The organism is Streptosporangium sp. NPDC006013 (assembly GCF_040614275.1).
In the GTDB taxonomy this organism is placed as follows: Bacteria; Actinomycetota; Actinomycetes; order Streptosporangiales; family Streptosporangiaceae; genus Streptosporangium.
In genome coordinates, this window is sequence record NZ_JBEXUE010000022.1 from 1 (window position 1) to 22,607 (window position 22,607).

Below are 22,607 nucleotides of genomic sequence, written 5' to 3' on the forward strand. Positions count from 1 at the left end.
CCCGCTCACCGGACCAGTTACTGGTCACCGCCGCGCCGTGGACCAGCCCCTGGCTCCCGGCCGGTTACAAGCGGAACTTCTGGAATGCCGCTTAGACTCGCCAGGTCTTCAACGTCGATGGGCACGGGGTCTTCGTCGCTGTAGAGGGCGATTTCAACGTGGGGCCGGAAGGCTGGCCAGTCCATCGTGGCGATATCACGGAGATCGTGAGGCTTGCCAAAGTACAGATGTCGATGTAGATCGCTCTGTCGAGGGCCTCCCGCCAGCGCGTCTCCGAGCAGGCGTTCGATCTCGTCAACAGCCTCCCCGATCGTGGCGATAATCTGATCCGTATCCAGCTTTGGAAGTTGTTGGTCGGGCTGAGCAGGTACCGAGGTCAGCAACTGATCGACGGTCTGGACAAGTTCGGCAGCCCGCTGGCGAACAAGCTTCTGGCGAGCTCGGGCAAGCTTATGTCGATACCTGGCTGCTTCGGTAGCAGGGGCGCCAACCTGCTCTTCGAAGGCGAACAAGCCTTCTTGTTCGCCGAGCTCCAAGTAATCGAGACGTGTCTGCCCGATAGCGGTGTAATCAATGATGGCTGCCTCAAGCCGCCATCCGCCGATCGCTGGCAGGCTCTTCGCAATCGTCATCCAAGACTCGGCAAGTTCCCCGTAGAGGATGCAATCGTCGCTCCCAGCGTCGATATACGCCCCCTCTGGGACGAGTGCCCGCATCCGCTGCCAGACGCGATCAAGCTTGTCCAGATTCAGCGCTACGCGATCATAGGCGGTAAGAGCGGAAGACAGATCCATGGCTCCATTATTCTCAAAATCATCGGCAGTTTAGTGCTTTTCGAAGATCAATAAAGAACCGGAGTTCGAGGGCCATGCTGGCGACTAGGTGTTCGCTACTTGGGAGCGCGTCCTCCAGAGAGCGTGAGGATCCTGAAGAGTGTCCAGGAGCGTCTGGCAATACAAGATTGCAGCTCCGGTCGCGAGCCTCGCATGACGGGTATAAAGACCGACTCTGGCCTGCGCAGGACCGTGCCCGGTTCCATGCCCGTGGTTCCGTAGCTCGTTGAGTCCCCCCGCGATACCAGTCAGCCCGCCGAGAATCTTACGCAGACCCTCAGCACTGTCTGGTCCATGGGAAGTCCTGTCTGGGACGAGAAGGAGTGCTTTCTGTGCGGAGCGTGTGAGGTCGGGGAACTTTGCCTTGTCGTCCACAATCTCTCCCACTTCGCGGAGAACAACTTTGCACGTCGACTCGATGAGCTCCTTTGCGCATCCAATAACAAGAGCGGGATCTTCGTTCTCGATGGCCTTCCGCAAGCGCTCGACGCCTTCGTAGATGGCGCTGGGGTTGTCCAGCGTGGCGAGGCTGCCCTCACGGAGGGTGGACCAAGTGGAACGGATAGATCCGTCGTCATCGACCTGAAATCCATCTCGCCTGAGAAATCTCACAGCCTCTGCTCGACTTTCCGGTGTGTTGGCTCTCAAGACATCCTCAAACACTCGCAACGCACGGCTGACCTGCCCATAGTCGGTCCAGTCGACGGCATCGAGATATGCTTGGAAGAGCGAGCGGCGCTCACCTCGGACGTCTTCACGACTCGGGCCGGGGGCGAAACCTTGAAACTGCCAGTGATCATGGATATCCCGTACTTCCCAGGGACCCCACCCGGATACTAGTTCGCGAATCTTGGTACATGAGCCAAGTGATACCAGCGCGCGGAGATCGGTCACAGCATCCCAGTGTATGGACTAGGACTGACGTGATCCCAGCGGTTTTCAAGAGGGCTACGTTCCAAGCAGCGATAGGGCCTCTCACCAGGGCAAAAGCACCTCGTATGCCCTCGACCATCGAAGATCATCCCGCGCATATCCCACAGACGTCGTGAGCTTATGCTGACCTCCGCCGAGCTCCTCCATGATGCTGCTTTCATCTCCTAGGAAGGGACGGTCTCGGGCCGGAAGGCATGGGCAGAGATCGTGAGGAGGTCTGCGCCGAGGCGGGGGTGTCGCCGGCGCCGGATGAGTCCATCCGCCACATGGCCGCCGACTACCTGCCTGGGAGGAGTTCGAGGACCTCCCCGACCTGGGCATGTTCCTTACGAACTTCCGGGACACGGTTTTCCGCAATCGGTAGGACGACCTCCAGCGTGCCTGAACGGCGTCGGCAACCTGTCTGGAACCCTCGCAAGGAACTGTCACACCTGCCGGTCACACTTCATCCCATGGCCATCAGATCAGACTTCTCATTGGACCTGCAGCTTGAGTACGTTCACAAGCAGGCGGCGAGCGACGAGGTGAAGCGAGCGGTCACCTCCGTGCTCCAGTACATGCGAACTGGACGCGACGGCCACCGCAGGGGCGGGAAGGCGCTCGTGCAACTCTTGACAGAGGCGCGCGGGCACGCAGCCTCGGTTGGTGAGTGGGAGGTTGTGCGGCTGCTGCAGGACTCCCTGGATTACGCCGAGGAACGGATCTTGCAGCCGGAGTTCGACGATAGATACCGGCTTTTTCAAGACGGCATACGCAATCAAAGGCTGCGGCGGCGTGTGGCAGGCATGCTTGAGATCAATTTCAAGTACGTCGCCGAGGCAGGGCGCGAGTTCCTGGAACAACACCCCGGTGCAGATGTGGATGATCTGCTGGCCTATATCAACTCGCTCAGCCATGACGCTCGGCATCTCGTAGCACCGGAAGGTCGGCCAGGGCGATACTCGCTCTTCCGCGGCCGGAGGGAGACGATGATATGGCTGGAGCGTGTGCTCCAAGAGCGGGTCGATATCGAAGACCCGGAGGAAGCCGCTCAACGGATTGCCGCGTCACCAGAGGCATGGGCTCTCCTAGCCGCTGATTCAGATGGTCAGATGATCCTCCGGGCATCCCAACTTCAGCAGCGCTCGGCCCGCCTGGCAAGCCTGCGCAAAGTGGTGGAGGGCAGGACCACTACGGAGCTGGACCTACAACGGGCGCTGGAAGGGCAGCACTGGATCTTCGGTGGGCGTTTCGTCGGGGAAGCTGCGCAACGCAGGTTGGTGTCGGGTGACGAGGTAGACATTCCTCTGATCCGCGGCGATGGAAGTCTTCACATCGTCGAGTTGAAGCGGGCCATGAGCATGAAGGGTTCTCTGGTGAAGCGACATCGTGGAGCCTGGGTGCCTACTGCTGAGGTGCATGATGCCGTCGGCCAAGCTGTCAACTACCTTGTTGGGCTAGATGAGAACCGTCAACAGATCTTCGAAGACTTCGGCATCGAGACACGCCGAGCAAGCGCCGTCGTTCTGATCGGCCATCCAGCAGTCCAGCCGAGCGTGCCAGAACGGGAGATCAACGAAGCGCTTCGGACATTCAACACTCACGTGAACCGCGTTGAGGTCATCACGTACAAGGAACTCATCGACAACGCCAGACGCTCCCTCGGGGACCTCTGAGACAGAGTGGCTGCGTCATGGCTCAACGCCGGAGTGCTGGCGCCTCAGGTCGCTGTTTGCGCTGATGAGAAGTCTCTTCCTGCTGGTGTGGCAGGTGCGGGACTTGAACCTGCGTAGGCTGGGCCAACAGTTTTACAGGACGTGACGCCCTATGACCTCTGACCTGCGGCAACTCTTCCCTACATACTAATAACACCCTTGATCATTGCACACATATTGCACGCCTCCCCACCCACCATGACGGCTTGAACAAGCGATCGTCATAGCTCAGACACAATAAGATGCACGAACGGGCGCGCAGGCGCACTTCCCGCCGTTTGAATCGGCCTGCGACGTGGGCGAACGCGTCATCCAAAGCGGCGTGCAGACGAGTGACGTCCAGGTGTTCTACTCTGGCCAACGCGGCCACCGCATGATCTTCAGTTCCATCACACCTGAATGGTCACAGCGGTGGCCGTCCCTCGAACCTGTGGCCCTAGGCCTACAGGTTCACATGCGCACGAACTTGCTCGGCCTCACGATCTGCGGCTGGAGTATTAGAGCACCTAACAGCATGAGGCGGTTCTCTTTCGGCGCCGGTGCGCTGAGAACCTTCGCCCAGGTAGGCGGCGCCCATGGACAGTGCAGACGCGATCACACCTCATTTTGCTAGGAGCTCTTCGCCGGAAGCACCGCAGCCGGCCACGCCCCAGCGGTACCGCCGTACCCGCGTTAGGAGAGCGGACGCACGTCCATGCCGTAGCTCAGGCGGTCGATCCACCATGGTCCGCAGCTCGCTATGCTCCACTGACCGCTGTTGGTCGTCACCCAGCCGCCGTCCCTACGGCCGTTGACGCACTGGACCCACGCGCGGAACTCGTAGGCAGGACCGTTCGTCGCGCATCGGGCGGAAAACGAGTTCTGACCGAAGGTGTAGTCACAGTCATTGACTCCTGCCGACGCCGGGCTCAGCGCACTCGACCCGACGGTAATGGCTCCCACCGCGAGCACGGTCGCGGCGAGGACGCGCAGGGTTCTTCTCATACCCTCTCCTAGTACTGGTGACAGATGGCCGTTTCACGTTCCGTACACCCCGGTTCGCGCCCTACTTCGGGGATGTGCAACAGAGGGGATTCTTAGGAAACTTTCCTAAATGAAAGATACGTGCAAACCGGAGCGCGTCAACCCTGCGCGTACCGACAACCTCATCCGCCCAGCGGGTGCCGGAAGAAGACCGCTTCATTCTGTTAGGCGCTCTCAACGCAGTGAGCGCTTGACCCGCTCGGGCGAGTTCTGCGATGCGCTTGCGCTGGCGGCGGGAGCCGGTCATGGTCGCGAGTTGCTGGGCGCGTCGGGTTCTCCTTTAGCCAGAAGGGCGTGGCCCAGGTCGCAGCGGACTCCGGATTCGGCGCGGTTGTAGGTGCCGTCCATTCCTGCCAGGGCGGAGCGCAGGTCTTCGACGGTGCCGGGGTCGCCGAAGCGCACCAGGCGGTTGCCGCGTCGGCGGGCGAGGTGGTGAGCGTCCATGGAGAGGTAGGGCGTGCTCGCATCGGTGTCCTCGGCCGGTAGAAGTGCGGCGGGGCACGGGGTGGACGTGTTGCTCAGGGTCTACGCCAGGTGCATCGACGGCCAGCGCGAGGTGGCCAACCAAAGAATCTTGGCCGCGCTCGTCACGTGATACGGATCATGCTCCATGAAGGACCCCGGGACCCCTCGGGGTCCTTCGTCGTTCCGGCCCCGGAATCGGTCCGCGACGCTCCGGAACTCCCGCTCCCACCTGGGAAAACGGGGCTGGGCCCATTCCGCGAGCGGTGGCGTACGGCTGCTTCCGGCTACCTGAGGGGTGTGTACCCCCGGCAAGCAGAAGACCAGGTCAGTGGCTAGATGACCTGGTCTTGATCGCGCACCCTGCAGGATTCGAACCTGCGACCGTCGGATTAGAAGTCTCAGGCATAGGGTTCGGACAGGTTCGCCGAGGTTCGTTTCCCCTGGCAGGGGCCTCCCATGCATCGCGGCGAACCCCAGTGAACTCGCATTGGTTGCTACAGCCGTTGCTACAGCAGTGTCGTCGCCTACTTGTCCATACGAATGACGGCGTAAGCGCATGTCAGCGCGGTGGGTGGCGTCTCGTCACCCACCGCGTGTGGCCTAAATCGTGTGAGCCCTCAGCGTCAAGCAAGTCACTCGCGACGAGCACGGCCCGCCTAGCCGAACTGATGCGGATCGCTGCGAATCCGATGCGGGTCCAGCTTGTCGAGGAAGACCTACCGCTGACGTCGCCGGCGTAGCCGCATTCAGCTCTGCGGGTCGGCCCAGTAGTCCACGAGCATCTCGCCCGGCCAACTGGGCTCGCGGACTTCACCGCGCGGACCCATCTCCGTGAAGTACGGCGCCAGATCGTAGATAGGGCTGCCGTCAATCGCGTCGAGGTCAGCCACATGCAGATCCAGGCCGTCAACCCGCAGCAGTCGCGGGAAGGACTGCGCGAGCTGATTGGGGCGGCGGTGGTTTCGATGAACGAACGTGCCGGTGACCGGCCATTGAGGATTGTTGCGCGGGCTCCGAGCGTGCAGAGCGACATCCCCGGGTGAAGCCTGGTGGAAATGCCAGACGACCAGCAGGTGGGAGAACTCCTCCAAGCCCTGAACGACCTCGGCAGGGAAATCCGCATTCAAGCGGATGATCGCCGTGCCACTCCAGTGGTCATCAGTGGGTTCGCTACGTCCCCCAACCACGATGCCGATGGGCTTGATCTCCAGCGATTTCGTCACGCGCCCGTCCTCATCCCGCTATCCCACTGAACTCGACGTGATCAATCTACGCCGACCAGATACGCGGCGGCCCGCGCATCCACCTCAGCGGCCACCGATATCTTGCGACGCCGATACGGGGAAAGCAGCTGCCGCATGTCAACGACCGCTTGCCGAGCCCGCCCCGAATAGATGCCCTCCTCCATCGCGTCCAGAGCGGTGCTCCACGTGGCGCACGCCTCCTCCACGCCGCCAGTAGCGATCTGCATAGCCCCCAGATGGCCGAGCGTCACCACGTGCGTGCGGCGAAAAGCATCCCCCCGAGTCCGTACGCTGCGCCTGAACTGGCGAAGCGCCCCCTGCTGGTCCCCACCGGCCCGCAACGTGCACGCCGTCTCATGCGCCAGTGAAGCCTCCGCGAAGAAGAACGTCCGATGCGGCTCCTCGATGCCCTCACTGGCCGAGGCGAGGTCATCCTCAGCTTTCAGTAAGACCTTCGCCGCCGCCTGCCGATGATCAGTCGCCGCCAGGGCGCGAGCATGAACGACCCCAAGCAACGCCTTCTCCCGAGGAGTGGCCGAAGCGTAGCGTTGCCCCCGCATGGAAGCTGTGGACAACTCAAGGCCATTCTTGTGGAATCCCAGGTCGAGAGCCTGATGCGCCATCGCGCGGAGAACATGACCACTCAACGGCGGATTCCCAGCACGAGCGGCCAACTTCACAGCCAGCGCAAAATAGTTTTGCGCGGCGGCCTGCTCGCTGTTGTCGAACGCCATCCAGCCCGACAAGTAAGCCAACTCTGAGGCTGCGGAAAACATGTCACTGCGTACCCGCTCGTTAGGAAATGTCCCATGCAGGAACATCGCGACGTCGGACCGTAGGTATTGTGCCAGCGCTTTTCTGCCATGGCCGCCGCCACGCCGCTGGTCGATCCGCGAAAAGGCATAAGTGAGTTCCTGAACGGTGGCTACGTCACCGCCGCCTACCCGCTGATGCTTCGTCGGTGCGGGGTGTTCCTCGGCCATGGTCTTCCACCAGGCATCATCGGGCAGCGCCAGGGCCGCCACCGAGTACACCGCGCCCGTCAGGAAGTTTCGTCGCTCCGCGTCCAAGTCTGCTCTCCCCAGGTCGGTCAGCGCGATCAACGGATCAACGCGCCACTCCAATGCCATTGGAGCATTGGGGACTGCGAACCCGAGCTCATCAGGTGTGACCACACGCTTCAGACGACGGGACAGTGCCTGACACAAGATTATGGGTGCTGCGCCTGACGGCTTGGTCCCTGCCACCCACATGCTGATGTGGGAGCGGCCGATATTCGTGTGGTCGAGCAGGCCGCTCTCCTGGGCGACACGATTGAAAGCACTCGCCGCTTGCGCACGTGACCAGCCCGCTTCTTCCAGCAGTACGACAAGCCGCTCATTTCGTTTGCTCGTCATAGCATGCCTCCGTGCGCTAAACGGATCTTTGACCACTTTGACCGATTCGCGTCTTCGCTACAGCCAGTTGCCGACCGTGCGAATAACCATAGTCACCAGCGCCGGAGCCATTAACACGAGTGGCCGGAAACCTACTGGCCTGGAAAAGCGATCTTTGACCACTTTGACCACCCTCCGGGCCTTACCCCTATACTCCAGGCGCCGTGATCTCCGTAGTTTGAACGTCGTAGGACGAACTGCTGGAGGTCCACGATGGCTAGCGAAATTACGGGCGTCCTGCCCACCGCGCATACGTCGAAGACAGAGTGCAGCGACGCGAAAGCCGAACAGCACGACAAAGCGCTGGCCGTCGTGCAGCGGCTCCTGAAAACCCGGGGAGTTCGCTCGTACGCTGTGCACACGATCGGTCTGAAGCTGTCGGACAACGGTGAGGCGTGGCCTCCGGCACAGTTCATACGGCACCCCCCCCGAACTGGTCGTCCACAGCGACGCCGGATGGTTGAGCGCCAAGGTAACCATGGGGGCGCGCTCCAGCTACTACCTGGTGTCCCTGCGAGGCGGCCCCAGCCTGGAGGCGGTGCGGAAACCGCAGCAGGTCGCGGACCTGATCCTCACCGCTCAACCAGGCGGCCAGTCATGACAGCCGCCGCGGCCACACGGCTTCGCAAGCCCTACATCACGCCGTACGCCGAGGAAACCCTGGATCTGCCGCTGACCTTCGAGTGGGCGGACGGAGTGCACCGGCTGACCTACCGTGACGCGCTCCCCCAGGATTGGATGTTCGGGGCGCTGTGGGCTCGCTGTGGCACCGCGCGGGAAGGGAAGATCCTGTGGCCCATGGTGCATACGCTGCGGCAACGACGGTGCATGCTGAACCGGCTGTGCCGAGTGTGCGGCGAGCCGGCCACTGACCCCGACACCGGGCGCATCACCTGGATCATGCCTTTCGTGGCGCCCCGCGCCCTCCGGTCGACCATGTCCACAGCCAACCCGCCCACCTGCAAGGCGCACCTCGGCGAAGCACTGGCCACCTGCCCCTACCTGCGCGTCGGGGCGCCGGTCGTGTGCACGGTCAGCGACTACTTTCCGATCGGGGTACTGGCCAACCTGTACGGCGAGGCCGGGCGCGGCCGAGTGGTGGAGACCCACCGCCAGCGGCACATTGGCCTGGACGAGTTCAGCCGGCTTCACCAGGCGCTGGCCACACAGCTGATCGTCCAGGTCCACGACCTCCAGCCAGCGGCCCAGAGCTGAGAGCCATGATCGTCGAAGCAGTCGGGAAGACCGCCGACCACATCACCGTGACCGTCCTGCTCACCTTCGCGGGACTCCTTCGTGAGGGACTGGCGCAACGGATGGCTGCCGTGGCACTGGGACTCCTGGCGTAACCCCTAAAACTCCCCCGGTAGGGCCAGCCTTCCCCGGCGGTCAGCCCCTGCCTGACCTGCCCTACCGGGGGTCCCACACCAAAACGCGAGAAGGCCGTGGCTTCACGCGCGACAACTCGAAGGAGGTCATGTTGTCTTCGGCATGCCCCAATTCTTCGCATCCGCCGATTCAGCCCCCCACAGCAAGTCAGGAGGCTCCCGTGCCGTTTCCGATTGACGCCGCCCTACTCGACCTTCCAGGTAGTGGCCGAATCGGCGTGCTGACCGGCGGCAGCTCCCGCGAGCGCGCCCGATCTCTCCTTTCAGGAGAGGCCGTCCATGCGTCGTTGACCCGACAGGGCTTTTTCGCTGTCCTGATCGACACCGCCGTGCCCAACTTCCTCGACCGTCTACGCGGGGTGGATGTGGCCTTCCTCGCCATCGCCGGGCAGTACGCCGAAGATGGCAAGCTCCAAGGACTACTGGAGCACAGACGCATCCCCTACACGGGATCCGGAGTGCTGGCCAGCGCCCTGGCGATGCACAAAACCGCAGCTAAGAGAACGGTGAGTGCTCACGGCGTGAACGTGCTGCCTGGGCACGATATCGACGACAGGGAGCCCACCGAGCTGACTGCCAAGAGCTTGGCGGACTCCCTGAACCTGCCGATCATGATCAAGCCGGTGTCAGAGGGCGGCTCCATCGACATGCACGTGGGTCACACCGAGCACGATCTCGCAGGCCTGATCGAGGAACTGCGAACGAGTGGGCAGGCCCTGTTCGCCGAGCAGTACTGTCCGGGCCGCTCGGTCACCCTGGGCGTGCTGGCCGACGGCGATGACCTACAGGCACTACCGGCCCTGGAGACACGGCCCACCGGCGAGTTCTACGACTACCCGACGAAGAACAACCTCGCGATGTTCTCCAACCACTGCCCGGCAGACCTTCCCGCTTCGACGACCGCGCTGATCAGCGAATGGGCGAAGGACGCGCACCGCGCGTTGGGCTGCTCCGGCTACTCGCGCAGCGACTTCATCGTCACCGACCACAACGAGGTGTTCTGGCTGGAGACCAACACCCTGCCGGGCCTATCGACCACCGGGAACATGGCCACCATGGCCAAGGCCGCCGGCCTGGACTACGACGCCCTGATCACCCACATTCTGTCCACCGCCCTGACCAACCACGGCTACCGGCCCTGAGGTGAAGAATCCCATGATCAGCATCGACGATGTCCGCGCAGCCCAGACCCGACTGTTCGGCCTCACCGCCGTCACCCCGCTGCTGTCGTCGCCCACTCTGGACGAGGTGTGCGGCGGCCGGGTGGTGTGCAAAGCCGAGAACCTCCAGTTGACCGGCTCGTTCAAGCTTCGCGGGGCACTGAACCACGTGCTGAGCCTGTCGCGTGAGGAACTGGCGGCCGGGGTGATCGGAGCCTCCTCGGGCAACCACGCTCAAGCACTCGCCTTCGCCGCCCACCAGGCCGGTACGCACGCGGTCGTGGTGGTACCCGCCGACGCGCCAAAGATCAAGGTGGCCGCCGCCCGCGCGCTCGGCGCCGAAGTGGTCTTCTACGTGCGAGGCCACGACGACTACGACGCCCTGGTGGCCGAGCTGGCCCACAGCCGGGGCCTGACCATCTTCCCCTCGTCCAACTCTCTGCAGGTGATAGCAGGCGGCGGCACCGTCGCCCTGGAGCTCCTCGCGCACGAGGAGATCGACACTCTGGTCGTTCCGGTCGGCGGCGGCGGCCTGGCCGCCGGCTGCGCTGTGGCCGCCAAAGCGATCAACCCCGCGATACAGGTGATCGGAGTGGAGCCCAGCAGCGGCGACGACACCGCCGCCTCGCTACGCCGAGGCAGCCGGGTCACGATCCAGCCGCCGCTCACAATCGCTGATGGACTCACGCACACCACCCCGGCCCCGATCCCGTTCGACATCAACCGCACGTTGCTGCATGAAGTGGTCACCGTCACCGACGGACAGATCATCGAGGCGATGGAAGTCGCCTTCACCCGTCTGAAGGTCGTTGTCGAACCGAGCGGCGCGTGCGCGCTGGCGGCGGTCACCTGCGGGCAGATCACCAGCGCCTCCGGCAAGATAGGTGTGGTCTTGTCCGGGGGGAACGTCGACTGGTCGACGTTCAGGACACTGATCGGCCGCACCGACACGAGGAGAGACGATGGGTTGCCTGGCGTGCGAGCAGACGACGACGGGAGGCCGCGAGCAGACGCTTCATGACGGCGTCGCCGTCTACACGCAGTACATGACCCCGGACCTCATCAAGGCCATCGCCTACCAGGGTGCTGACCCGGCCGACGACCCCCGTTGGGCCGAGTCCGGAGCCAGCACCCGCACCGAGTACGGGACCTGGGCCCGGCACTGCTGCGGGATGGCCGGTCTCCAGATGGTTCTCGACCACCGCGACGGTCACGCGCCGCCGATGATGGAGCTGCTGCGCGGCTGTGTGTCTTACGGGGGCTATGTCGAAGACGATCAGGGCGCGATCAAGGGCCTGTACTACCAGCCGTTCGCCGACTACGTCCGCGCCGAGCACGGCCTGGACGCGACCGTCCACCCGCACCTGACCATGCAGGAGGTCCCCGACCTGCTGGCGGCTGGAAATCTGGTGATGGCCTCGGTCCACAAGGAAATTCGGCGCCCTGACCGGCCCGCCCCCGGCCAGGGCGGGCACCTGGTGCTCGTCACCGGCTACGACCACGGCACCGTGCACTTTCTCAACCCATCCGGTCACACGGCGAACGCTCGGCGGGCCACGCTGCCCGCCGAGGTGTTCGGCTCCTTCTTCGGTGGTCGAGGCATCGCCCTGGCCCTGGGGTAGTGCTGCGGGCCGGATCACCGCAGGGGGCTTTGGCCCAGTGGCGGCTACCGCTGGTCGGCCGTAGCCTGCTGGGATCACCGAGCAGGAAGGCGGACTCCCTCATACCGCAGCAGGTAGCACCGGGTCTTCTGTCGTGGGCTTCCGACATCGAGCCTGGCACCATCGAGCAGGCCGCCCGTCTGCCGTTCGTTCCGAGTCACGTCGCGCTGATGGCCGACGCGCACGTGGGCATGGGCGCCACGGTCGGGTCCGTCCTCCCGAAGAAGGACGGGGCCAGTTGCGTGGAGACGTACCGCTCGTGAGGGTGGTATCAATCGGTGGAAGCAAGTTCGGAGGGCATCTCGACGAACACTTCGGCTGGCGTTTTGTAACCAAATATACGCCTCGGGCGAGTGTTGAGAGATTGAGACACAGAATTCAGAAAGACGGGATCGCTTGAAATCTTTGTCCCTTTAGGAATGTACTCCCGAATGAGCCCGTTCGTGTTCTCGTTGGTTCCACGCTCCCACGGCGCATGCGGGTGAGCAAAATAGACGCCGATGTCAGTCTTGACCGATAGCGCGGCATGCCTGGCCATCTCCGAGCCCTGATCCCACGTAATCGACTTCATCAGCTGGGACGGAACAACCCGGACCGTGTCGATCAACGCATCGCAGACCGCCTTGGCCGGGCTATCTCGACCTACCGGCGCAAGCGGGCGGTCTTCCATCACGTGCTTGAGTACGCGGTCGAGCTGGAGGAGCTTTCGGCGAATCCGCTGCACAAGGTCAAGCTCCGCAAGGCGAAGTCCGGGGGTGAGATCGATCGGCGTTCGGTGGTCAACCCGGCTCAGGCCCGTGAGCTGTTGATCGCGGTGACCTACGTGGGCCGGTCACGGGGCCGATGCTCGCTGCCCTGTTCGCCTGCATGTACTTCGGCGGCCTGCGTCCGGGGGAGGCCGCGGGACTTCGGGAGAAGGACTGTCACCTTCCGGCGTCCGGCTGGGGCGTGCTCACCTTGGAGAAGACCAAGCCGCGGAGCAACAAGCGGTTCACCGACTCGGGGGAGACCCATGACGATCGTGGTCTCAAGCACCGGGCCGAGAAGGAGACGCGGTCGGTGCCGATCCCGCCGGAACTGGTGGCTATTCTGCGCGATCACCTCGACACTCACGGGGTCGGAGACGACGGCAGGCTCTTCCGGACCCGTACGGGCGGGCTGATCTCCGGGTTGGCGTACGCCAAGGTCTGGAAGGAGGCTCGGACGTACGCCTTCACCCCGGATCAGGTCGCCTCACCTCTGGCGGGCAGGCCGTACGACCTGCGGCACGCGGCGGTCTCCCTCTGGCTCAACGCCGGTGTGCACGCGCCGGAAGCCGCGGAGAGGGCCGGTCACGGGGTGGACGTGATGCTCAGGGTCTACGCCAGGTGCATCGACGGCCAACGAGAGGTGGCCAACCAGCGCATCCTGGCCGCGCTCATCAGGTGACGCCGACCATGCACCACGACGGGACCCCGGGACACCTCGGGGTCCTTCGTCGTTCCGGCTCCGGAATCGGTCCGCGATGCTCCGGAACTCCCGCTCCCATCTGGGAAAACGGGGCCGGGCCCATTCCGCGACCGGTGGCATGTGGCCGCTTCCGGCTACCTGAGGGGCGCGTACCCCCGGCAAGCAAAAGACCAGGTCAGTGGCTAGATGACCTGGTCTTGGTTGCGCACCCTGCAGGATTCGAACCTGCGACCGTCGGATTAGAAGTCCGGTGCTCTATCCAGCTGAGCTAAGGGTGCTCCCGCTCAATTGTGCATGATCCGGGGAGTGCTCATGTATCGGTTTCGGGGCTGTGTCGCGAGGATCACTCTGCGGCGTCTCGCGCCCTCGGAGGGAACGGCCGTCGGGGCGCCTCGGCCCGGGTGGGCGGTGGCCGGATTCTGGCTGTTCGGGACGGGGAAACCGGGCTGGACGGGGCGGGTACCTCCCCGGTGACCTGCCGCTCTCCTGCCGGGCGGGGCAGCGGATGTCCGATGGGCGGACGACTTCCGGATGTTCCATCCGACAGGGAGATGTCTGCCCGAATCGTCCCCGCGGGGAGGCCGGGCGGTCTACGCTCGGGTGGCATGTTCGCCGTCACGACCCAACAGGAGATCCCCCTTCTGGGCGGTGATGTCACCGACGGGGTGGTGCGGGTCGGGGACACCGTCCGCCGGCCCAGCCGGGCCTCCACCGCTTCGGTGCACGCGCTCCTGCGGCACCTGGAGCGTTCCGGCTTCGAGGGGGCGCCCCGGGCGTTGGGTGTGGACGAGCGGGGCCGGGAGGTACTGAGCTACGTCGAGGGCGGTTCCGCGGCCAGGTCGTTGCCCGGGTACGCGCTCAGCGGGGAGTCGCTGGCCGCGCTGGCGCGGCTGCTGCGCCGCTTCCACGACGCGGCCGAGAGGTTCGTCCCGCCGCCGGGAGCCGTCTGGGAGGGCGGGTCCAACGACGACGCGGCCCCGAAGCTGATCGGGCACTGCGACGTCAATCTGGACAACGTGATCTTCCGCGACGGGCTGCCGGTCGCGCTGATCGACTTCGATATGGCCCGGCCGACGACCCGGCTCTTCGACGTGGTGACCACGCTGCGGCACTGGGCGCCGATCGCCGATCCCATCGATCTGGAGCCGCTTCAGCGCCGCCTTGAGGTCGGGCCCCGGCTCCGCCTGTTCTGCGACGCGTACGGCCTGGCGCCTCGCGACCGCAGACGCCTGCTGGATCTGGCCCGGCTCCGCTTCGACCGCTCGTACCAGGTGATGCGTGCCAGGGCCGAGGCCGGGGGCGGCGGATGGGCCCGGATGTGGGCCGGTGGGGCGGGGGTGCGCATCCGGCGGGCCCGGGTGTGGCTGGAGACCCACCAGGATGAACTCCATGAACATCTCATTTAGTCGACTAATCACCAAAGTAGGACTAAGGGGACCTGGGGTAGCCGAAGGGGTGGGGATGCTCGCCGGGGTCGTGATCGACGCCGTGCTCGCCGATCCCCGGCGCGGGCATCCGGTCGCGCTGTTCGGCACCGCCGCCGCCGAGGTGGAGAAGCGGGTGTACGGCGACGGCCGGGCAAGGGGCGTGCTCCACGTCGCGCTGTGCGTGGTTCCGGTGGCGTTGCTCGGCCACGCCGCGACCCGGCCGCGCGATCCCATGGTGCGGGCCGCGCTGAGCGCGGCGGCGACCTGGGCCGTCCTCGGCGGCACCACGCTGGGCCGCGAGGGGGCGGCGATGGCCGAGTTCCTGGAGGACGGCGACCTGGCCGGGGCCCGGGAGAGGCTGCCTCATCTGTGCGGGCGGGATCCTTCCGGGTTGGCAGCGCCTGGGCTGGCGCGGGCCACCGTGGAGTCGATCGCGGAGAACACCTCCGACGCGGTGGTGGCGCCACTGTTCTGGGGGGCGGTCGCCGGGGTGCCCGGCCTGCTCGCCTACCGGGCGGTCAACACGCTGGACGCGATGGTCGGCCACCGTAACGAGCGCTACGAGCGCTTCGGCTGGGCCGCGGCCCGCCTCGACGACGTGGCCAACTTCGTACCCGCCAGGATCACCGGGCTGCTCGCCGTGCTCGGCGCTCCTCTGGTGGGCGGTTCGACGCGGCGGGCGGCGGCGGTGCTGCGCGGGGACGGCCACCGCCACCCCAGTCCCAACGCGGGCCGTTGCGAGGCGGCCTTCGCGGGCGCGCTGGACCGCACGCTCGGCGGGGTGAACGTGTACGGCACCCGGGTGGAGCACCGGCCGAAGATGGGCGAAGGGCCCGAGCCCTCGGTCGCCGACATCCGCAGGTCCGTACGGCTGGCGCGGGCGGTCGGCCTGGCCGCGGCGGGGCTCGCCGTCCTGGCCGCCGTACGCGGATCGCGCGGGAGGAGGGGGTGAAGGGGGCGCTGCTGGTCGCCGGGACCACCTCCGACGCGGGCAAGAGCGTCGTCACCGCCGGGATCTGCCGCTGGCTGGCCCGCCAGGGGGTGCGGGTCGCGCCGTACAAGGCGCAGAACATGTCGTTGAACTCCTTCGTCACCGCCGACGGCGCCGAGATCGGCCGGGCCCAGGCGGTGCAGGCCGCCGCGTGCGGGCTGGAGCCCGGCGCGGACATGAACCCGATCCTGCTCAAGCCGGGCAGTGACCGGCGCAGCCAGGTCGTGGTGATGGGCAGGCCGATGACCGAGGTGGACGCGATGGAGTACTGGGACGTCAAGGAGCGGCTCCGCCAGGTCGCGGTGGACGCGCTGGAGCGGCTGCGGGCCTCCTACGACGTGGTGGTCTGCGAGGGGGCGGGCAGCCCGGCGGAGATCAACCTGCGTGCGGGCGACATCGCCAACATGGGCCTGGCCCGTGCCGCGAACCTGCCGGTCGTCGTGGTCGGCGACATCGACAGGGGCGGGGTCTTCGCCTCGCTGTACGGAACCGTGGCGCTGCTGGAGCCCGCCGACCAGGCGCTGATCGCCGGGTTCGTGATCAACAAGTTCCGGGGGGCGCCCGAGCTCCTCGAACCGGGCCTGGACATGATCAGGGAGCTGACCGGCCGCGAGGTGTACGGGGTGCTGCCCTGGCTGGACGGCCTCTGGATGGACGTCGAGGACTCCCTGGCCCTGGACAACCGGCCCGCGCTCGGGGCACGCGCCCCGTACGGCAGGCAGAGTCTGCGGGTGGCGGTGGTACGGCTGCCGAGGATCTCCAACTTCACGGACGTGGACGCGCTGGCCTCCGAGCCCGGAGTGACGGTCCGCTACGTGACCTCGCCGGGCGAGCTGGACGACGCCGATCTGGTGGTGCTGCCCGGCTCCCGGGCCACGGTCTCCGACCTGGCCTGGCTCCGCGCCACCGGCCTGGCCGAGGCCCTGCGGGGACGGGCCGTGCTGGGCATCTGCGGCGGCTACCAGATGCTCGCCAGGACCATCCGTGACGACGTCGAGTCGGGGGCCGGCCTCGTCGAGGGGCTGGGGCTGCTGCCCGCCTCGGTGGAGTTCGCCGCGGACAAGACGCTGGGCCGCCCGGTGGGCGCCGCCTACGGCTGCCGGGTCGAGGCGTACGAGATCCATCACGGCGTCGTGACGGCCGACGGCGGCGAGCCCTTCCTGGACGGCTGCCGGTACGGCTCGGTGTGGGGCACCACCTGGCACGGCGCTCTGGAGAACGACGATTTCCGCCGGATGTTCCTGGCCGACGTGGCCGCCGTCTCCGGCCGCGACTTCACCCCGGCCCCTGACGTGTCGTTCGCCGCCCTGCGCGAGGAGCGGCTGGACGCGCTCGGCGACCTGGTCGAGCGGAACGTCGACACCGGGGCACTGCTCCGGCTGATGGAGGGCGGGGCACCTTCGGGCCTGCCGTCGCTTCCGCCCGGCGCCACCCGGCGCGAGGCCCCGTACCTCTCCCGGGGCGGATCCTCCGCCGGCTGACCGGTGGCGGGGACGGTCCGGCGAGGGGGCGTCCCCATTCTTTTCCAGCGCGACAGGGAAGAAGGGGCCATAGCCTAGTAAAATTGGTATTTCCCCTGCCAGATCCGATGGGGGAAGTCTGGGAGGTCGATGATGGTCCGCATCATCGTGTTGCTTTTTGTCATCGTCGTGATCGCCATGATGGTTCTCGGCATGGCCCGGATGATCCGCTCCTTCTCGGCTCCCAAACCCGCCGTCGACAGCCCCCGCGAGATCCTCAGACGTCGTTACGCGGCCGGTGAGATCGACGAGGACGAGTACCTCCGCCGGATGTCGGGTCTCTCCCAGGAGTGGTAGGCCCGTTTCCGCGGCCTGTCAGGCGGCGGGGGCGGAGGTGGGCTGGTTCGCGGTGATCCAGGCGTCGATCTTCTCCCACTGGTCGAAGAGCCACCGGATCTGGCTCTCGCGGTCGCGCGGCACGTCGGCGGCCTGGACCCGCCACCATTTGGCCTTGATCTCGGCGCTCATCGGCAGGCGGTGCCAGATGTCTCCGAGGGTGACCAGGTCGTCGAGGCCGGTGTGCGCGACGAAGATCACGTCTGCCTCGGGGCAGGCCTCGATGGCGGTGATGGCCCCGTTGGGGCGGGGCGCCATCAGGTGTTCCAGCCCGCGGGCCCGCGCGGCCTCCTCGGACAGACCCTTGCGCTCCAGTCGGAGGATGGCCCGCCAGCGACGCCTGGGGGTGAAGTTGCCGCCCTCCGGGAAGATCACCAGGGCGTCGTCGGCGTCCATGCCCGAGGCAAGGCGGCGGATCTCGCCGAGAACGCCGTTCTCGGAGGTCTTGCGCGGGACGAAGGCGTTGGGGAGGCGGTTGATCACCACGTCCAGTGAGGGGTCGAGTTGCAGGGCGGCCTTCATCACGATCCTCGGGCGCCTGCCGTACCGGGCGAGAAGGTGGTGGACGAGCAGGAACGAGTCGCCGGGACCCGCGTGGCGGGACAGCACGATGACGGGGCGGGTGAGGCGCCGGGAGAGTTCGTCGGAGGTGAGTGTCGGCTCGTCGATCTCGACGCTCAGCCGGAAGATCCGCACGGCCACTCCGTACACCTTGGACAGGAGCCATCGGATCAGCGCGTAGTGCCGCTCCTGGTGCTCGTCGCGGTGGAGCCATCCGCCGAATCCGCTCGCCACCCAGAGGCCCAGGCAGGCGACCAGCGCCATCGACTCCAATGCCAGCCACGCCACCGCGAACCAGACCAGCCGGGTGCCGCGCCGCTGCGGGGGCGGCAGGCGCAGCGAGGCCGCGGCCACCACCAGCAGCCAGATCGGGAGCGTGACCACCGCGACCACGGTGAGCACGATGACGAGCGGGGCCAGGATCAGACGGCGGATGATGCGAGGAGGCAGCATGAGCGGCTCCTGCCTGGGGGCGATATGCGGTGCGGGTGTCTGGCTCTGACGGGTTGATGATCGGTATGGAGGGGAGTGTCGGTTCCCCACGGGGGAGTCGGTGTGTGCGGTCGCTGGGGCCTCGGGGTGGGGAACTCAGCTGGACGGGTTACGGGCCAGGTAGTTGGACGAGGCCTGGTAGGCCCGTTCTATGTATCCAGATATATTCGATATATCCCGATAACGCAGCTGGGCCAGATCCATTCCCGGGCGTATTTCGCCACCCGACGGCATGACGTGGACCTCGATGTCGCCCGGCAGGGTGGCCATCTCCTCGGCGAAGCGGTGCCGCCTGGCGATCTCGAAGGCGGTCATCCCGACCTCCCACGGGCGCCGCGGCACCAGCAGGGGACGCTCGATCCTGCCCACGTGCAGCACGTAGACCCGGCGGGCGCCCAGCGCGACCGCGCGGCCGACCGGGATGCTGTGCACCAGCCCGCCGTCGAGGAAGTGCTCGCCGCCGATGCGGACCGGGGGCAGCAGCCCGGGGACGGCGCAGGAGGCCAGCACCGCCTCGACCAGGGGTCCCTCGGTGAACCAGTGCGCGGTGGCGCGCTCGACCGAGGCGGCCACGCACTGGAACGGCACCGCCAGATCCTCGATCCGGGAGACGGAGAGCGTCCGGGTCAGCAGGTCGCGCAGCGGCTGACCGGAGTGCAGGTGGGTGCCGGTCCTGGCGAGGGTGGACAGCCGGGTCACCCACGACCCCGCGAACGCGGTACGGACCACGTTCGAGCCCCACAGCCTGGTCAGGCGCGCGACCGCGTCACCGGGGGAGGCGGCGAGCACGACGCCGTTCAGCGCGCCCACGGACGTGCCGACGATCACATCGGGCTTGATACCCGCCTCGTCGAGTGCCCGCAGCATGCCCACCTCGTAAGCGCCGAGGACCCCTCCGCCACCGAGGACGAAGGCGGTGTCCACGCTCATCGCTCCTCCGTAGATTGCCAGGCGGCCCGGTGCCGCGCGATTCGTCAACGACCTCACGATAGACCGCGCCGGGGATCGGTATGGCCCCCGCGGGGGCGCGGCCCCGGTGTCACGGCGGGTCGGAGACCGCGTCGGGGGTCGGTACGGCTCTCGCGGCCCCGGTGTCACGGCGGGTCGGCGGGGCGGGGTCCGGATTCAGGCAAGGAAAAGGCGGCCAACTGTCGGGGTCCGGCCATGGCCCCCCGCACCGGCGGGCGGGCACGATCGGGTGCATGACAGCGGTGGTGGAAACCGAGGGGCTCACCAAGTTCTACGGCGGGCGCCGGGGAGTTGAGGATCTCGACCTGGAGATCCGGCCCGGGGAGGTGTTCGGGTACCTCGGCCCGAACGGCGCGGGAAAGACGACCACGATCCGGCTGCTCCTGGACGTGATCCGCCCCACCAGGGGCCGGATGACGGTCCTCGGCAGCGATCCCCGCGAGGCGGGCGTGCGGAGCCGGGTCGGTTACCTGCCCGGCGAGCTGGCCCTGGAGGGCAGGGAACGGGCGGGAGACTACCTCGCCTTTCTCGGCGCGGTACGCGGCGGCGTGCCCAGAGGCCGGATCACGGAGCTGGCCGAGCGGCTGGAGGCCGACCTGGCGGTGCCGATGGGCAAGCTCTCCAAGGGCAACAAGCAGAAGGTCGGGCTCATCCAGGCGTTCATGCACGAGCCGGAGTTCCTGATCCTCGACGAGCCGACCAGCGGCCTGGACCCGCTGGTGCAGCAGGAGTTCCTGGCGATGATCCGCGAGGTCCGCGCCTCCGGCCGTACCGTGCTGATGTCCTCGCACGTGCTGGCCGAGGTCGAGCACGTCTCCGACCGGGTCGGCATCGTACGAGCCGGCAGGCTGGTCGCGGTGGAGGACGTCGCCACGCTCCGCGAGAAGGCGGTGCGCCAGGTGGAGTTCCACTTCGACGCGCCGGTGCCCCGCGAGGCGTTCGAGAACCTGCCCGGCGTTCGGGACCTGCGGGTGGAGGGCGCCGGGGTGCGCTGCACCATCGACGGCCGCCCGGACGCGCTGGTCAAGGCGGCGGCGCGGTTCACCGTGGTGCACATGGTCAGCGCCGAGCCCGACCTCGAAGAGATCTTCCTGACCTACTACAGCGATGAGGAGGCGCGTCATGCCCGCGCTGGTGTCGAAGAGTCTGCGTGACTACCGGCGGGCGCTGCTCGGCTGGACGATCGGGATCAGCGCGTTCTTCGGGCTGTACCTGGCGTACTACCCGACCATCGTGAGCAACCCCGAGCTCTACGGGCAGGTGGCGCTGACCAAGTTCCCCGGGGCGATGCGCGACCTCATGGGCGGTCTGGAGGACGGCTTCACCAGCGGCCCCGGCTACCTGCAGACGCTGGTCTACCAGCTGTTCGGGCCGATGCTGTTCATCATGTGCGCCGCGGTGATCGGTAACCGGGCGATCGCCCAGCCCGAGGAGACGGGCACCCTGGAGCTGACCCTCACCCTCCCGATCACCCGCAGGCGGCTGGTCCTGGAGCGCTTCGCCGCCCTCGCCCTCGCCCTGCTCGGCGTGACGGCGGTCACCTTCCTCGTCGTGCTCGGCCTGACCTCGGCCGTCGGCATGGGCGTTCCGGCCGACCGGATCCTGGCCGGTCACACCGGCGTCTTCCTGCTCGCCCTCTTCTTCGGCACGCTCTGTCTGACCGTCGGCGCGTTGACGGGACGCAGGGGGGTCGCCCTGGCGGTGGTCGGGGTGGTCGCGGTGGCCGGCTACGTGGTCGAGACGATGGGCAGGGACGTGGACGGGGTGTCCTGGCTGCGCTGGATCTCGCCGTTCCACTACTACCTCGACGGACGGCCGATCCAGCAGGGATTTCCCGCGTGGGAGTATCTCGTGCTGGTAGGGGCGATCGTCGCGCTGGTGCTGACCGCGATACCGGCCTTCGACAGGCGTGACGTGGGAGTCTGATGGACGAGCTGCTCGGCGGCCATCTCCGGACGTTGAGGGAGGCGGCCGCCACCGGCAGGCCGCCGGGCAGAGCCGAGCTCGACGACTGCCGCGCCGCCGGTGCGCTGGCCGCGGAGCGGGGCGTGTCCGTCCGTGCCCTGGTCGAGGCGGCACTGGCCATGGCCGAGTCGGTGAGCCCCGCCCCGCTTCCGGCCCTGCGGCGTACGGTCTCCGCGCTGATGGAGGGGTACGAGGACGCCCAGCGGTCCGCGCTGCGCCAGGAGGAGCTCGCGCGCCGGGAGTTCGTCGACGACCTGCTCCAGGGGCGCGTCCACCGGCTCGCCGAACGGGCCGAGCACTTCGGCCTCCGCCTGGCCGAGAGCTACGCGGTCGCCGTCGCCCGCCCTGCCGCCGATGCGGACGGCGGGCTCGCCGAGGGGACGGCCCGGCGGATCGAGGACGCGCTGATCGCCCGGTTCGGCTCGCACAACGTGCTGGTCGCGGTCCGGGACGGGATGCTCGTCTGCGTGGCGCCGGGCGGCCTCGCCGCCGCGACCGGCGAGTTCACCCACCACGTCCGCCGGCTGTTCGCGCCCGGCTGGCGGGTCGGTCTTGGCAGGGCACACCGAGGCCCCGGCGGGGTGGTCGCCTCCTATCGCGAGGGTGCCAACGCCATCGAGCTCGGCGACCGGCTGGGGTTGCGCGCCCCCGTGCTGAAAGCCGCCGACCTGCTGGTCTTCCCGGTGCTGCTGCGGGACCGGGCGGCCATCGAGGACCTGGTGACGACGGTGCTCAGCCCGCTGCTCGAGGCGCGGGGCGGTCCCGAGCCGCTGCTCGCCACGCTGGAGGCGGTCTTCGCCTCCCAGGGCAACCAGACCGCCGCCGCGCGCAGGCTCGGCGTCAGCACCCGGGCGGTGACCTACCGGCTGGAGCGGATCCGCCGCCTCACCGGGTTCTCACCGGACGACTCCACCCAGCGTTTCACCCTGGAGACGGCGGTCCTGGGCGCCCGGCTGCTGGACTGGCCCGCCCAGCCGCTGCGCTGACCGCCCCCGCCGTACGCGGAGCCCCGGTGGCCCGTCACCGAAGAACAGGGCGACGGGCCCGGGTCGACGCCGTT

At 67.0% G+C, this 22,607-nt stretch carries 26 protein-coding genes and 1 tRNA gene; 17 read left to right on the top strand and 10 right to left on the bottom strand.

Annotation, left to right across the window (positions count from 1 at the left end; translation table 11 throughout):
* Positions 1 to 17: 17 nt before the first annotated feature.
* Both ABZ260_RS05770 and ABZ260_RS05775 read right to left on the bottom strand, forming a co-directional pair.
* Positions 18 to 794 (bottom strand): hypothetical protein, encoded by a 777-nt coding sequence (locus tag ABZ260_RS05770; RefSeq protein ID WP_355613464.1) that lies wholly within the window; start codon positions 792 to 794, stop codon positions 18 to 20.
* Between the two features lie 84 nt (positions 795 to 878).
* Positions 879 to 1,727, bottom strand: a complete 849-nt coding sequence (locus tag ABZ260_RS05775) for an abortive infection family protein (protein ID WP_355613381.1) — start codon at positions 1,725 to 1,727, stop codon at positions 879 to 881.
* Between the two features lie 491 nt (positions 1,728 to 2,218).
* Between ABZ260_RS05775 and ABZ260_RS05780 the strand changes: the two genes are divergently transcribed.
* Positions 2,219 to 3,421, top strand: a complete 1,203-nt coding sequence (locus ABZ260_RS05780) for a Shedu anti-phage system protein SduA domain-containing protein (protein ID WP_355613383.1) — start codon at positions 2,219 to 2,221, stop codon at positions 3,419 to 3,421.
* A 711-nt stretch (positions 3,422 to 4,132) separates the two neighbouring features.
* On the opposite strand, the gene ABZ260_RS05785 is transcribed toward ABZ260_RS05780, so the two are convergent.
* Both ABZ260_RS05785 and ABZ260_RS05790 read right to left on the bottom strand, forming a co-directional pair.
* Complete coding sequence (locus ABZ260_RS05785) at positions 4,133 to 4,444, bottom strand: hypothetical protein (RefSeq protein WP_355613385.1); 312 nt, start codon at positions 4,442 to 4,444, stop codon at positions 4,133 to 4,135.
* A 282-nt stretch (positions 4,445 to 4,726) separates the two neighbouring features.
* Positions 4,727 to 4,927 carry a hypothetical protein gene (locus tag ABZ260_RS05790; protein ID WP_355613387.1) on the bottom strand — a complete coding sequence of 67 codons (201 nt, stop codon included), beginning with the start codon at positions 4,925 to 4,927 and terminating at the stop codon, positions 4,727 to 4,729.
* Between the two features lie 13 nt (positions 4,928 to 4,940).
* Here ABZ260_RS05790 and ABZ260_RS05795 point away from each other — a divergent pair, with 13 nt between their 5' ends.
* Positions 4,941 to 5,078, top strand: coding sequence for a hypothetical protein (locus ABZ260_RS05795; protein ID WP_355613389.1), 138 nt, complete (start codon positions 4,941 to 4,943; stop codon positions 5,076 to 5,078).
* Between the two features lie 616 nt (positions 5,079 to 5,694).
* On the opposite strand, the gene ABZ260_RS05800 is transcribed toward ABZ260_RS05795, so the two are convergent.
* On the bottom strand, positions 5,695 to 6,171 hold the full coding sequence (locus ABZ260_RS05800) for an SAM-dependent methyltransferase (protein ID WP_355613390.1): 477 nt from the start codon (positions 6,169 to 6,171) through the stop codon (positions 5,695 to 5,697).
* Positions 6,172 to 6,212: 41 nt separating this feature from the next.
* Positions 6,213 to 7,589 (bottom strand): hypothetical protein, encoded by a 1,377-nt coding sequence (locus ABZ260_RS05805; protein ID WP_355613392.1) that lies wholly within the window; start codon positions 7,587 to 7,589, stop codon positions 6,213 to 6,215.
* A 499-nt stretch (positions 7,590 to 8,088) separates the two neighbouring features.
* Between ABZ260_RS05805 and ABZ260_RS05810 the strand changes: the two genes are divergently transcribed.
* From ABZ260_RS05810 to ABZ260_RS05840, 7 genes are all read left to right on the top strand, one after another.
* Positions 8,089 to 8,229 (top strand): hypothetical protein, encoded by a 141-nt coding sequence (locus tag ABZ260_RS05810; RefSeq protein ID WP_355613394.1) that lies wholly within the window; start codon positions 8,089 to 8,091, stop codon positions 8,227 to 8,229.
* Positions 8,226 to 8,843 (top strand): hypothetical protein, encoded by a 618-nt coding sequence (locus ABZ260_RS05815; protein WP_355613396.1) that lies wholly within the window; start codon positions 8,226 to 8,228, stop codon positions 8,841 to 8,843. Before ABZ260_RS05810 ends, ABZ260_RS05815 begins: the two co-directional genes overlap by 4 nt.
* A gap of 5 nt (positions 8,844 to 8,848) precedes the next feature.
* Positions 8,849 to 8,977 (top strand): hypothetical protein, encoded by a 129-nt coding sequence (locus ABZ260_RS05820; RefSeq protein WP_355613398.1) that lies wholly within the window; start codon positions 8,849 to 8,851, stop codon positions 8,975 to 8,977.
* A gap of 200 nt (positions 8,978 to 9,177) precedes the next feature.
* The gene (locus ABZ260_RS05825) at positions 9,178 to 10,158 is read left to right on the top strand and encodes a D-alanine--D-alanine ligase (RefSeq protein WP_355613400.1); all 981 of its coding nucleotides are present in this window, start codon (positions 9,178 to 9,180) and stop codon (positions 10,156 to 10,158) included.
* A gap of 13 nt (positions 10,159 to 10,171) precedes the next feature.
* Entirely contained in the window at positions 10,172 to 11,197 is a 1,026-nt protein-coding gene (locus ABZ260_RS05830) for a threonine/serine dehydratase (protein ID WP_355613402.1), read from the top strand.
* Complete coding sequence (locus ABZ260_RS05835; protein WP_355613404.1) at positions 11,139 to 11,798, top strand: C39 family peptidase; 660 nt, start codon at positions 11,139 to 11,141, stop codon at positions 11,796 to 11,798. The genes ABZ260_RS05830 and ABZ260_RS05835 overlap by 59 nt, the downstream gene beginning before the upstream one ends.
* Positions 11,799 to 11,827: 29 nt before the next feature.
* Positions 11,828 to 12,100, top strand: a complete 273-nt coding sequence (locus ABZ260_RS05840) for an RtcB family protein (RefSeq protein WP_355613405.1) — start codon at positions 11,828 to 11,830, stop codon at positions 12,098 to 12,100.
* Positions 12,101 to 12,108: 8 nt separating this feature from the next.
* Here the strand turns inward: ABZ260_RS05840 and ABZ260_RS05845 are convergent, their stop codons facing one another.
* Positions 12,109 to 12,561, bottom strand: coding sequence for an IS30 family transposase (locus ABZ260_RS05845; protein WP_355613408.1), 453 nt, complete (start codon positions 12,559 to 12,561; stop codon positions 12,109 to 12,111).
* 119 nt (positions 12,562 to 12,680) lie between these two features.
* Between ABZ260_RS05845 and ABZ260_RS05850 the strand changes: the two genes are divergently transcribed.
* The gene (locus tag ABZ260_RS05850) at positions 12,681 to 13,265 is read left to right on the top strand and encodes a tyrosine-type recombinase/integrase (protein ID WP_355613410.1); all 585 of its coding nucleotides are present in this window, start codon (positions 12,681 to 12,683) and stop codon (positions 13,263 to 13,265) included.
* Positions 13,266 to 13,490: 225 nt separating this feature from the next.
* On the opposite strand, the gene ABZ260_RS05855 is transcribed toward ABZ260_RS05850, so the two are convergent.
* A tRNA-Arg gene (locus ABZ260_RS05855) sits at positions 13,491 to 13,564 on the bottom strand.
* Positions 13,565 to 13,891: 327 nt separating this feature from the next.
* Here ABZ260_RS05855 and ABZ260_RS05860 point away from each other — a divergent pair.
* The 4 genes from ABZ260_RS05860 to ABZ260_RS05875 all read left to right on the top strand — a co-directional run bounded on the left by ABZ260_RS05860 (position 13,892) and on the right by ABZ260_RS05875 (position 17,521).
* Positions 13,892 to 14,692, top strand: coding sequence for a phosphotransferase (locus ABZ260_RS05860; RefSeq protein WP_355613412.1), 801 nt, complete (start codon positions 13,892 to 13,894; stop codon positions 14,690 to 14,692).
* 49 nt (positions 14,693 to 14,741) lie between these two features.
* Positions 14,742 to 15,665 carry a cobalamin biosynthesis protein gene (locus ABZ260_RS05865; RefSeq protein WP_355613415.1) on the top strand — a complete coding sequence of 308 codons (924 nt, stop codon included), beginning with the start codon at positions 14,742 to 14,744 and terminating at the stop codon, positions 15,663 to 15,665.
* Positions 15,662 to 17,185, top strand: a complete 1,524-nt coding sequence (locus ABZ260_RS05870; protein WP_355613417.1) for a cobyric acid synthase — start codon at positions 15,662 to 15,664, stop codon at positions 17,183 to 17,185. The genes ABZ260_RS05865 and ABZ260_RS05870 overlap by 4 nt, the downstream gene beginning before the upstream one ends.
* 129 nt (positions 17,186 to 17,314) lie before the next feature.
* Positions 17,315 to 17,521: an SHOCT domain-containing protein gene (locus ABZ260_RS05875; protein ID WP_355613419.1), complete on the top strand. Its 207-nt coding sequence runs from the start codon at positions 17,315 to 17,317 to the stop codon at positions 17,519 to 17,521.
* An 18-nt stretch (positions 17,522 to 17,539) separates the two neighbouring features.
* Here the strand turns inward: ABZ260_RS05875 and ABZ260_RS05880 are convergent, their stop codons facing one another.
* Both ABZ260_RS05880 and ABZ260_RS05885 read right to left on the bottom strand, forming a co-directional pair.
* Complete coding sequence (locus ABZ260_RS05880) at positions 17,540 to 18,574, bottom strand: 1-acyl-sn-glycerol-3-phosphate acyltransferase (protein WP_355613421.1); 1,035 nt, start codon at positions 18,572 to 18,574, stop codon at positions 17,540 to 17,542.
* 135 nt (positions 18,575 to 18,709) lie between these two features.
* Positions 18,710 to 19,543, bottom strand: a complete 834-nt coding sequence (locus ABZ260_RS05885; RefSeq protein WP_355613423.1) for a patatin-like phospholipase family protein — start codon at positions 19,541 to 19,543, stop codon at positions 18,710 to 18,712.
* A 272-nt stretch (positions 19,544 to 19,815) separates the two neighbouring features.
* Here ABZ260_RS05885 and ABZ260_RS05890 point away from each other — a divergent pair, with 272 nt between their 5' ends.
* Genes ABZ260_RS05890 through ABZ260_RS05900 form a run of 3 tightly spaced genes read left to right on the top strand, consistent with a single transcriptional unit; the run spans position 19,816 to position 22,533 of the window.
* Positions 19,816 to 20,736 (top strand): ABC transporter ATP-binding protein, encoded by a 921-nt coding sequence (locus ABZ260_RS05890; RefSeq protein WP_355613425.1) that lies wholly within the window; start codon positions 19,816 to 19,818, stop codon positions 20,734 to 20,736.
* Positions 20,705 to 21,508 (top strand): ABC transporter permease subunit, encoded by an 804-nt coding sequence (locus tag ABZ260_RS05895; protein WP_355613427.1) that lies wholly within the window; start codon positions 20,705 to 20,707, stop codon positions 21,506 to 21,508. The genes ABZ260_RS05890 and ABZ260_RS05895 overlap by 32 nt, the downstream gene beginning before the upstream one ends.
* Positions 21,508 to 22,533 (top strand): helix-turn-helix domain-containing protein, encoded by a 1,026-nt coding sequence (locus ABZ260_RS05900; protein ID WP_355613429.1) that lies wholly within the window; start codon positions 21,508 to 21,510, stop codon positions 22,531 to 22,533. The genes ABZ260_RS05895 and ABZ260_RS05900 overlap by 1 nt, the downstream gene beginning before the upstream one ends.
* Positions 22,534 to 22,607: the final 74 nt, after the last annotated feature.

What these genes read in the sequence shown, in the direction of transcription:
- ABZ260_RS05770 (WP_355613464.1), bottom strand. Translation starts at nt 794, where the DNA reads ATGGATCTGTCTTCCGCTCTTACCGCCTATGATCGCGTAGCGCTGAAT.
- ABZ260_RS05780 (WP_355613383.1), top strand. Translation starts at nt 2,219, where the DNA reads ATGGCCATCAGATCAGACTTCTCATTGGACCTGCAGCTTGAGTACGTT.
- ABZ260_RS05785 (WP_355613385.1), bottom strand. Translation starts at nt 4,444, where the DNA reads ATGAGAAGAACCCTGCGCGTCCTCGCCGCGACCGTGCTCGCGGTGGGA.
- ABZ260_RS05790 (WP_355613387.1), bottom strand. Translation starts at nt 4,927, where the DNA reads ATGGACGCTCACCACCTCGCCCGCCGACGCGGCAACCGCCTGGTGCGC.
- ABZ260_RS05805 (WP_355613392.1), bottom strand. Translation starts at nt 7,589, where the DNA reads ATGACGAGCAAACGAAATGAGCGGCTTGTCGTACTGCTGGAAGAAGCG.
- ABZ260_RS05815 (WP_355613396.1), top strand. Translation starts at nt 8,226, where the DNA reads ATGACAGCCGCCGCGGCCACACGGCTTCGCAAGCCCTACATCACGCCG.
- ABZ260_RS05820 (WP_355613398.1), top strand. Translation starts at nt 8,849, where the DNA reads ATGATCGTCGAAGCAGTCGGGAAGACCGCCGACCACATCACCGTGACC.
- ABZ260_RS05830 (WP_355613402.1), top strand. Translation starts at nt 10,172, where the DNA reads ATGATCAGCATCGACGATGTCCGCGCAGCCCAGACCCGACTGTTCGGC.
- ABZ260_RS05835 (WP_355613404.1), top strand. Translation starts at nt 11,139, where the DNA reads ATGGGTTGCCTGGCGTGCGAGCAGACGACGACGGGAGGCCGCGAGCAG.
- ABZ260_RS05850 (WP_355613410.1), top strand. Translation starts at nt 12,681, where the DNA reads ATGCTCGCTGCCCTGTTCGCCTGCATGTACTTCGGCGGCCTGCGTCCG.
- ABZ260_RS05860 (WP_355613412.1), top strand. Translation starts at nt 13,892, where the DNA reads ATGTTCGCCGTCACGACCCAACAGGAGATCCCCCTTCTGGGCGGTGAT.
- ABZ260_RS05875 (WP_355613419.1), top strand. Translation starts at nt 17,315, where the DNA reads ATGATGGTCCGCATCATCGTGTTGCTTTTTGTCATCGTCGTGATCGCC.
- ABZ260_RS05880 (WP_355613421.1), bottom strand. Translation starts at nt 18,574, where the DNA reads ATGCTGCCTCCTCGCATCATCCGCCGTCTGATCCTGGCCCCGCTCGTC.
- ABZ260_RS05885 (WP_355613423.1), bottom strand. Translation starts at nt 19,543, where the DNA reads ATGAGCGTGGACACCGCCTTCGTCCTCGGTGGCGGAGGGGTCCTCGGC.
- ABZ260_RS05890 (WP_355613425.1), top strand. Translation starts at nt 19,816, where the DNA reads ATGACAGCGGTGGTGGAAACCGAGGGGCTCACCAAGTTCTACGGCGGG.
- ABZ260_RS05895 (WP_355613427.1), top strand. Translation starts at nt 20,705, where the DNA reads ATGCCCGCGCTGGTGTCGAAGAGTCTGCGTGACTACCGGCGGGCGCTG.
- ABZ260_RS05900 (WP_355613429.1), top strand. Translation starts at nt 21,508, where the DNA reads ATGGACGAGCTGCTCGGCGGCCATCTCCGGACGTTGAGGGAGGCGGCC.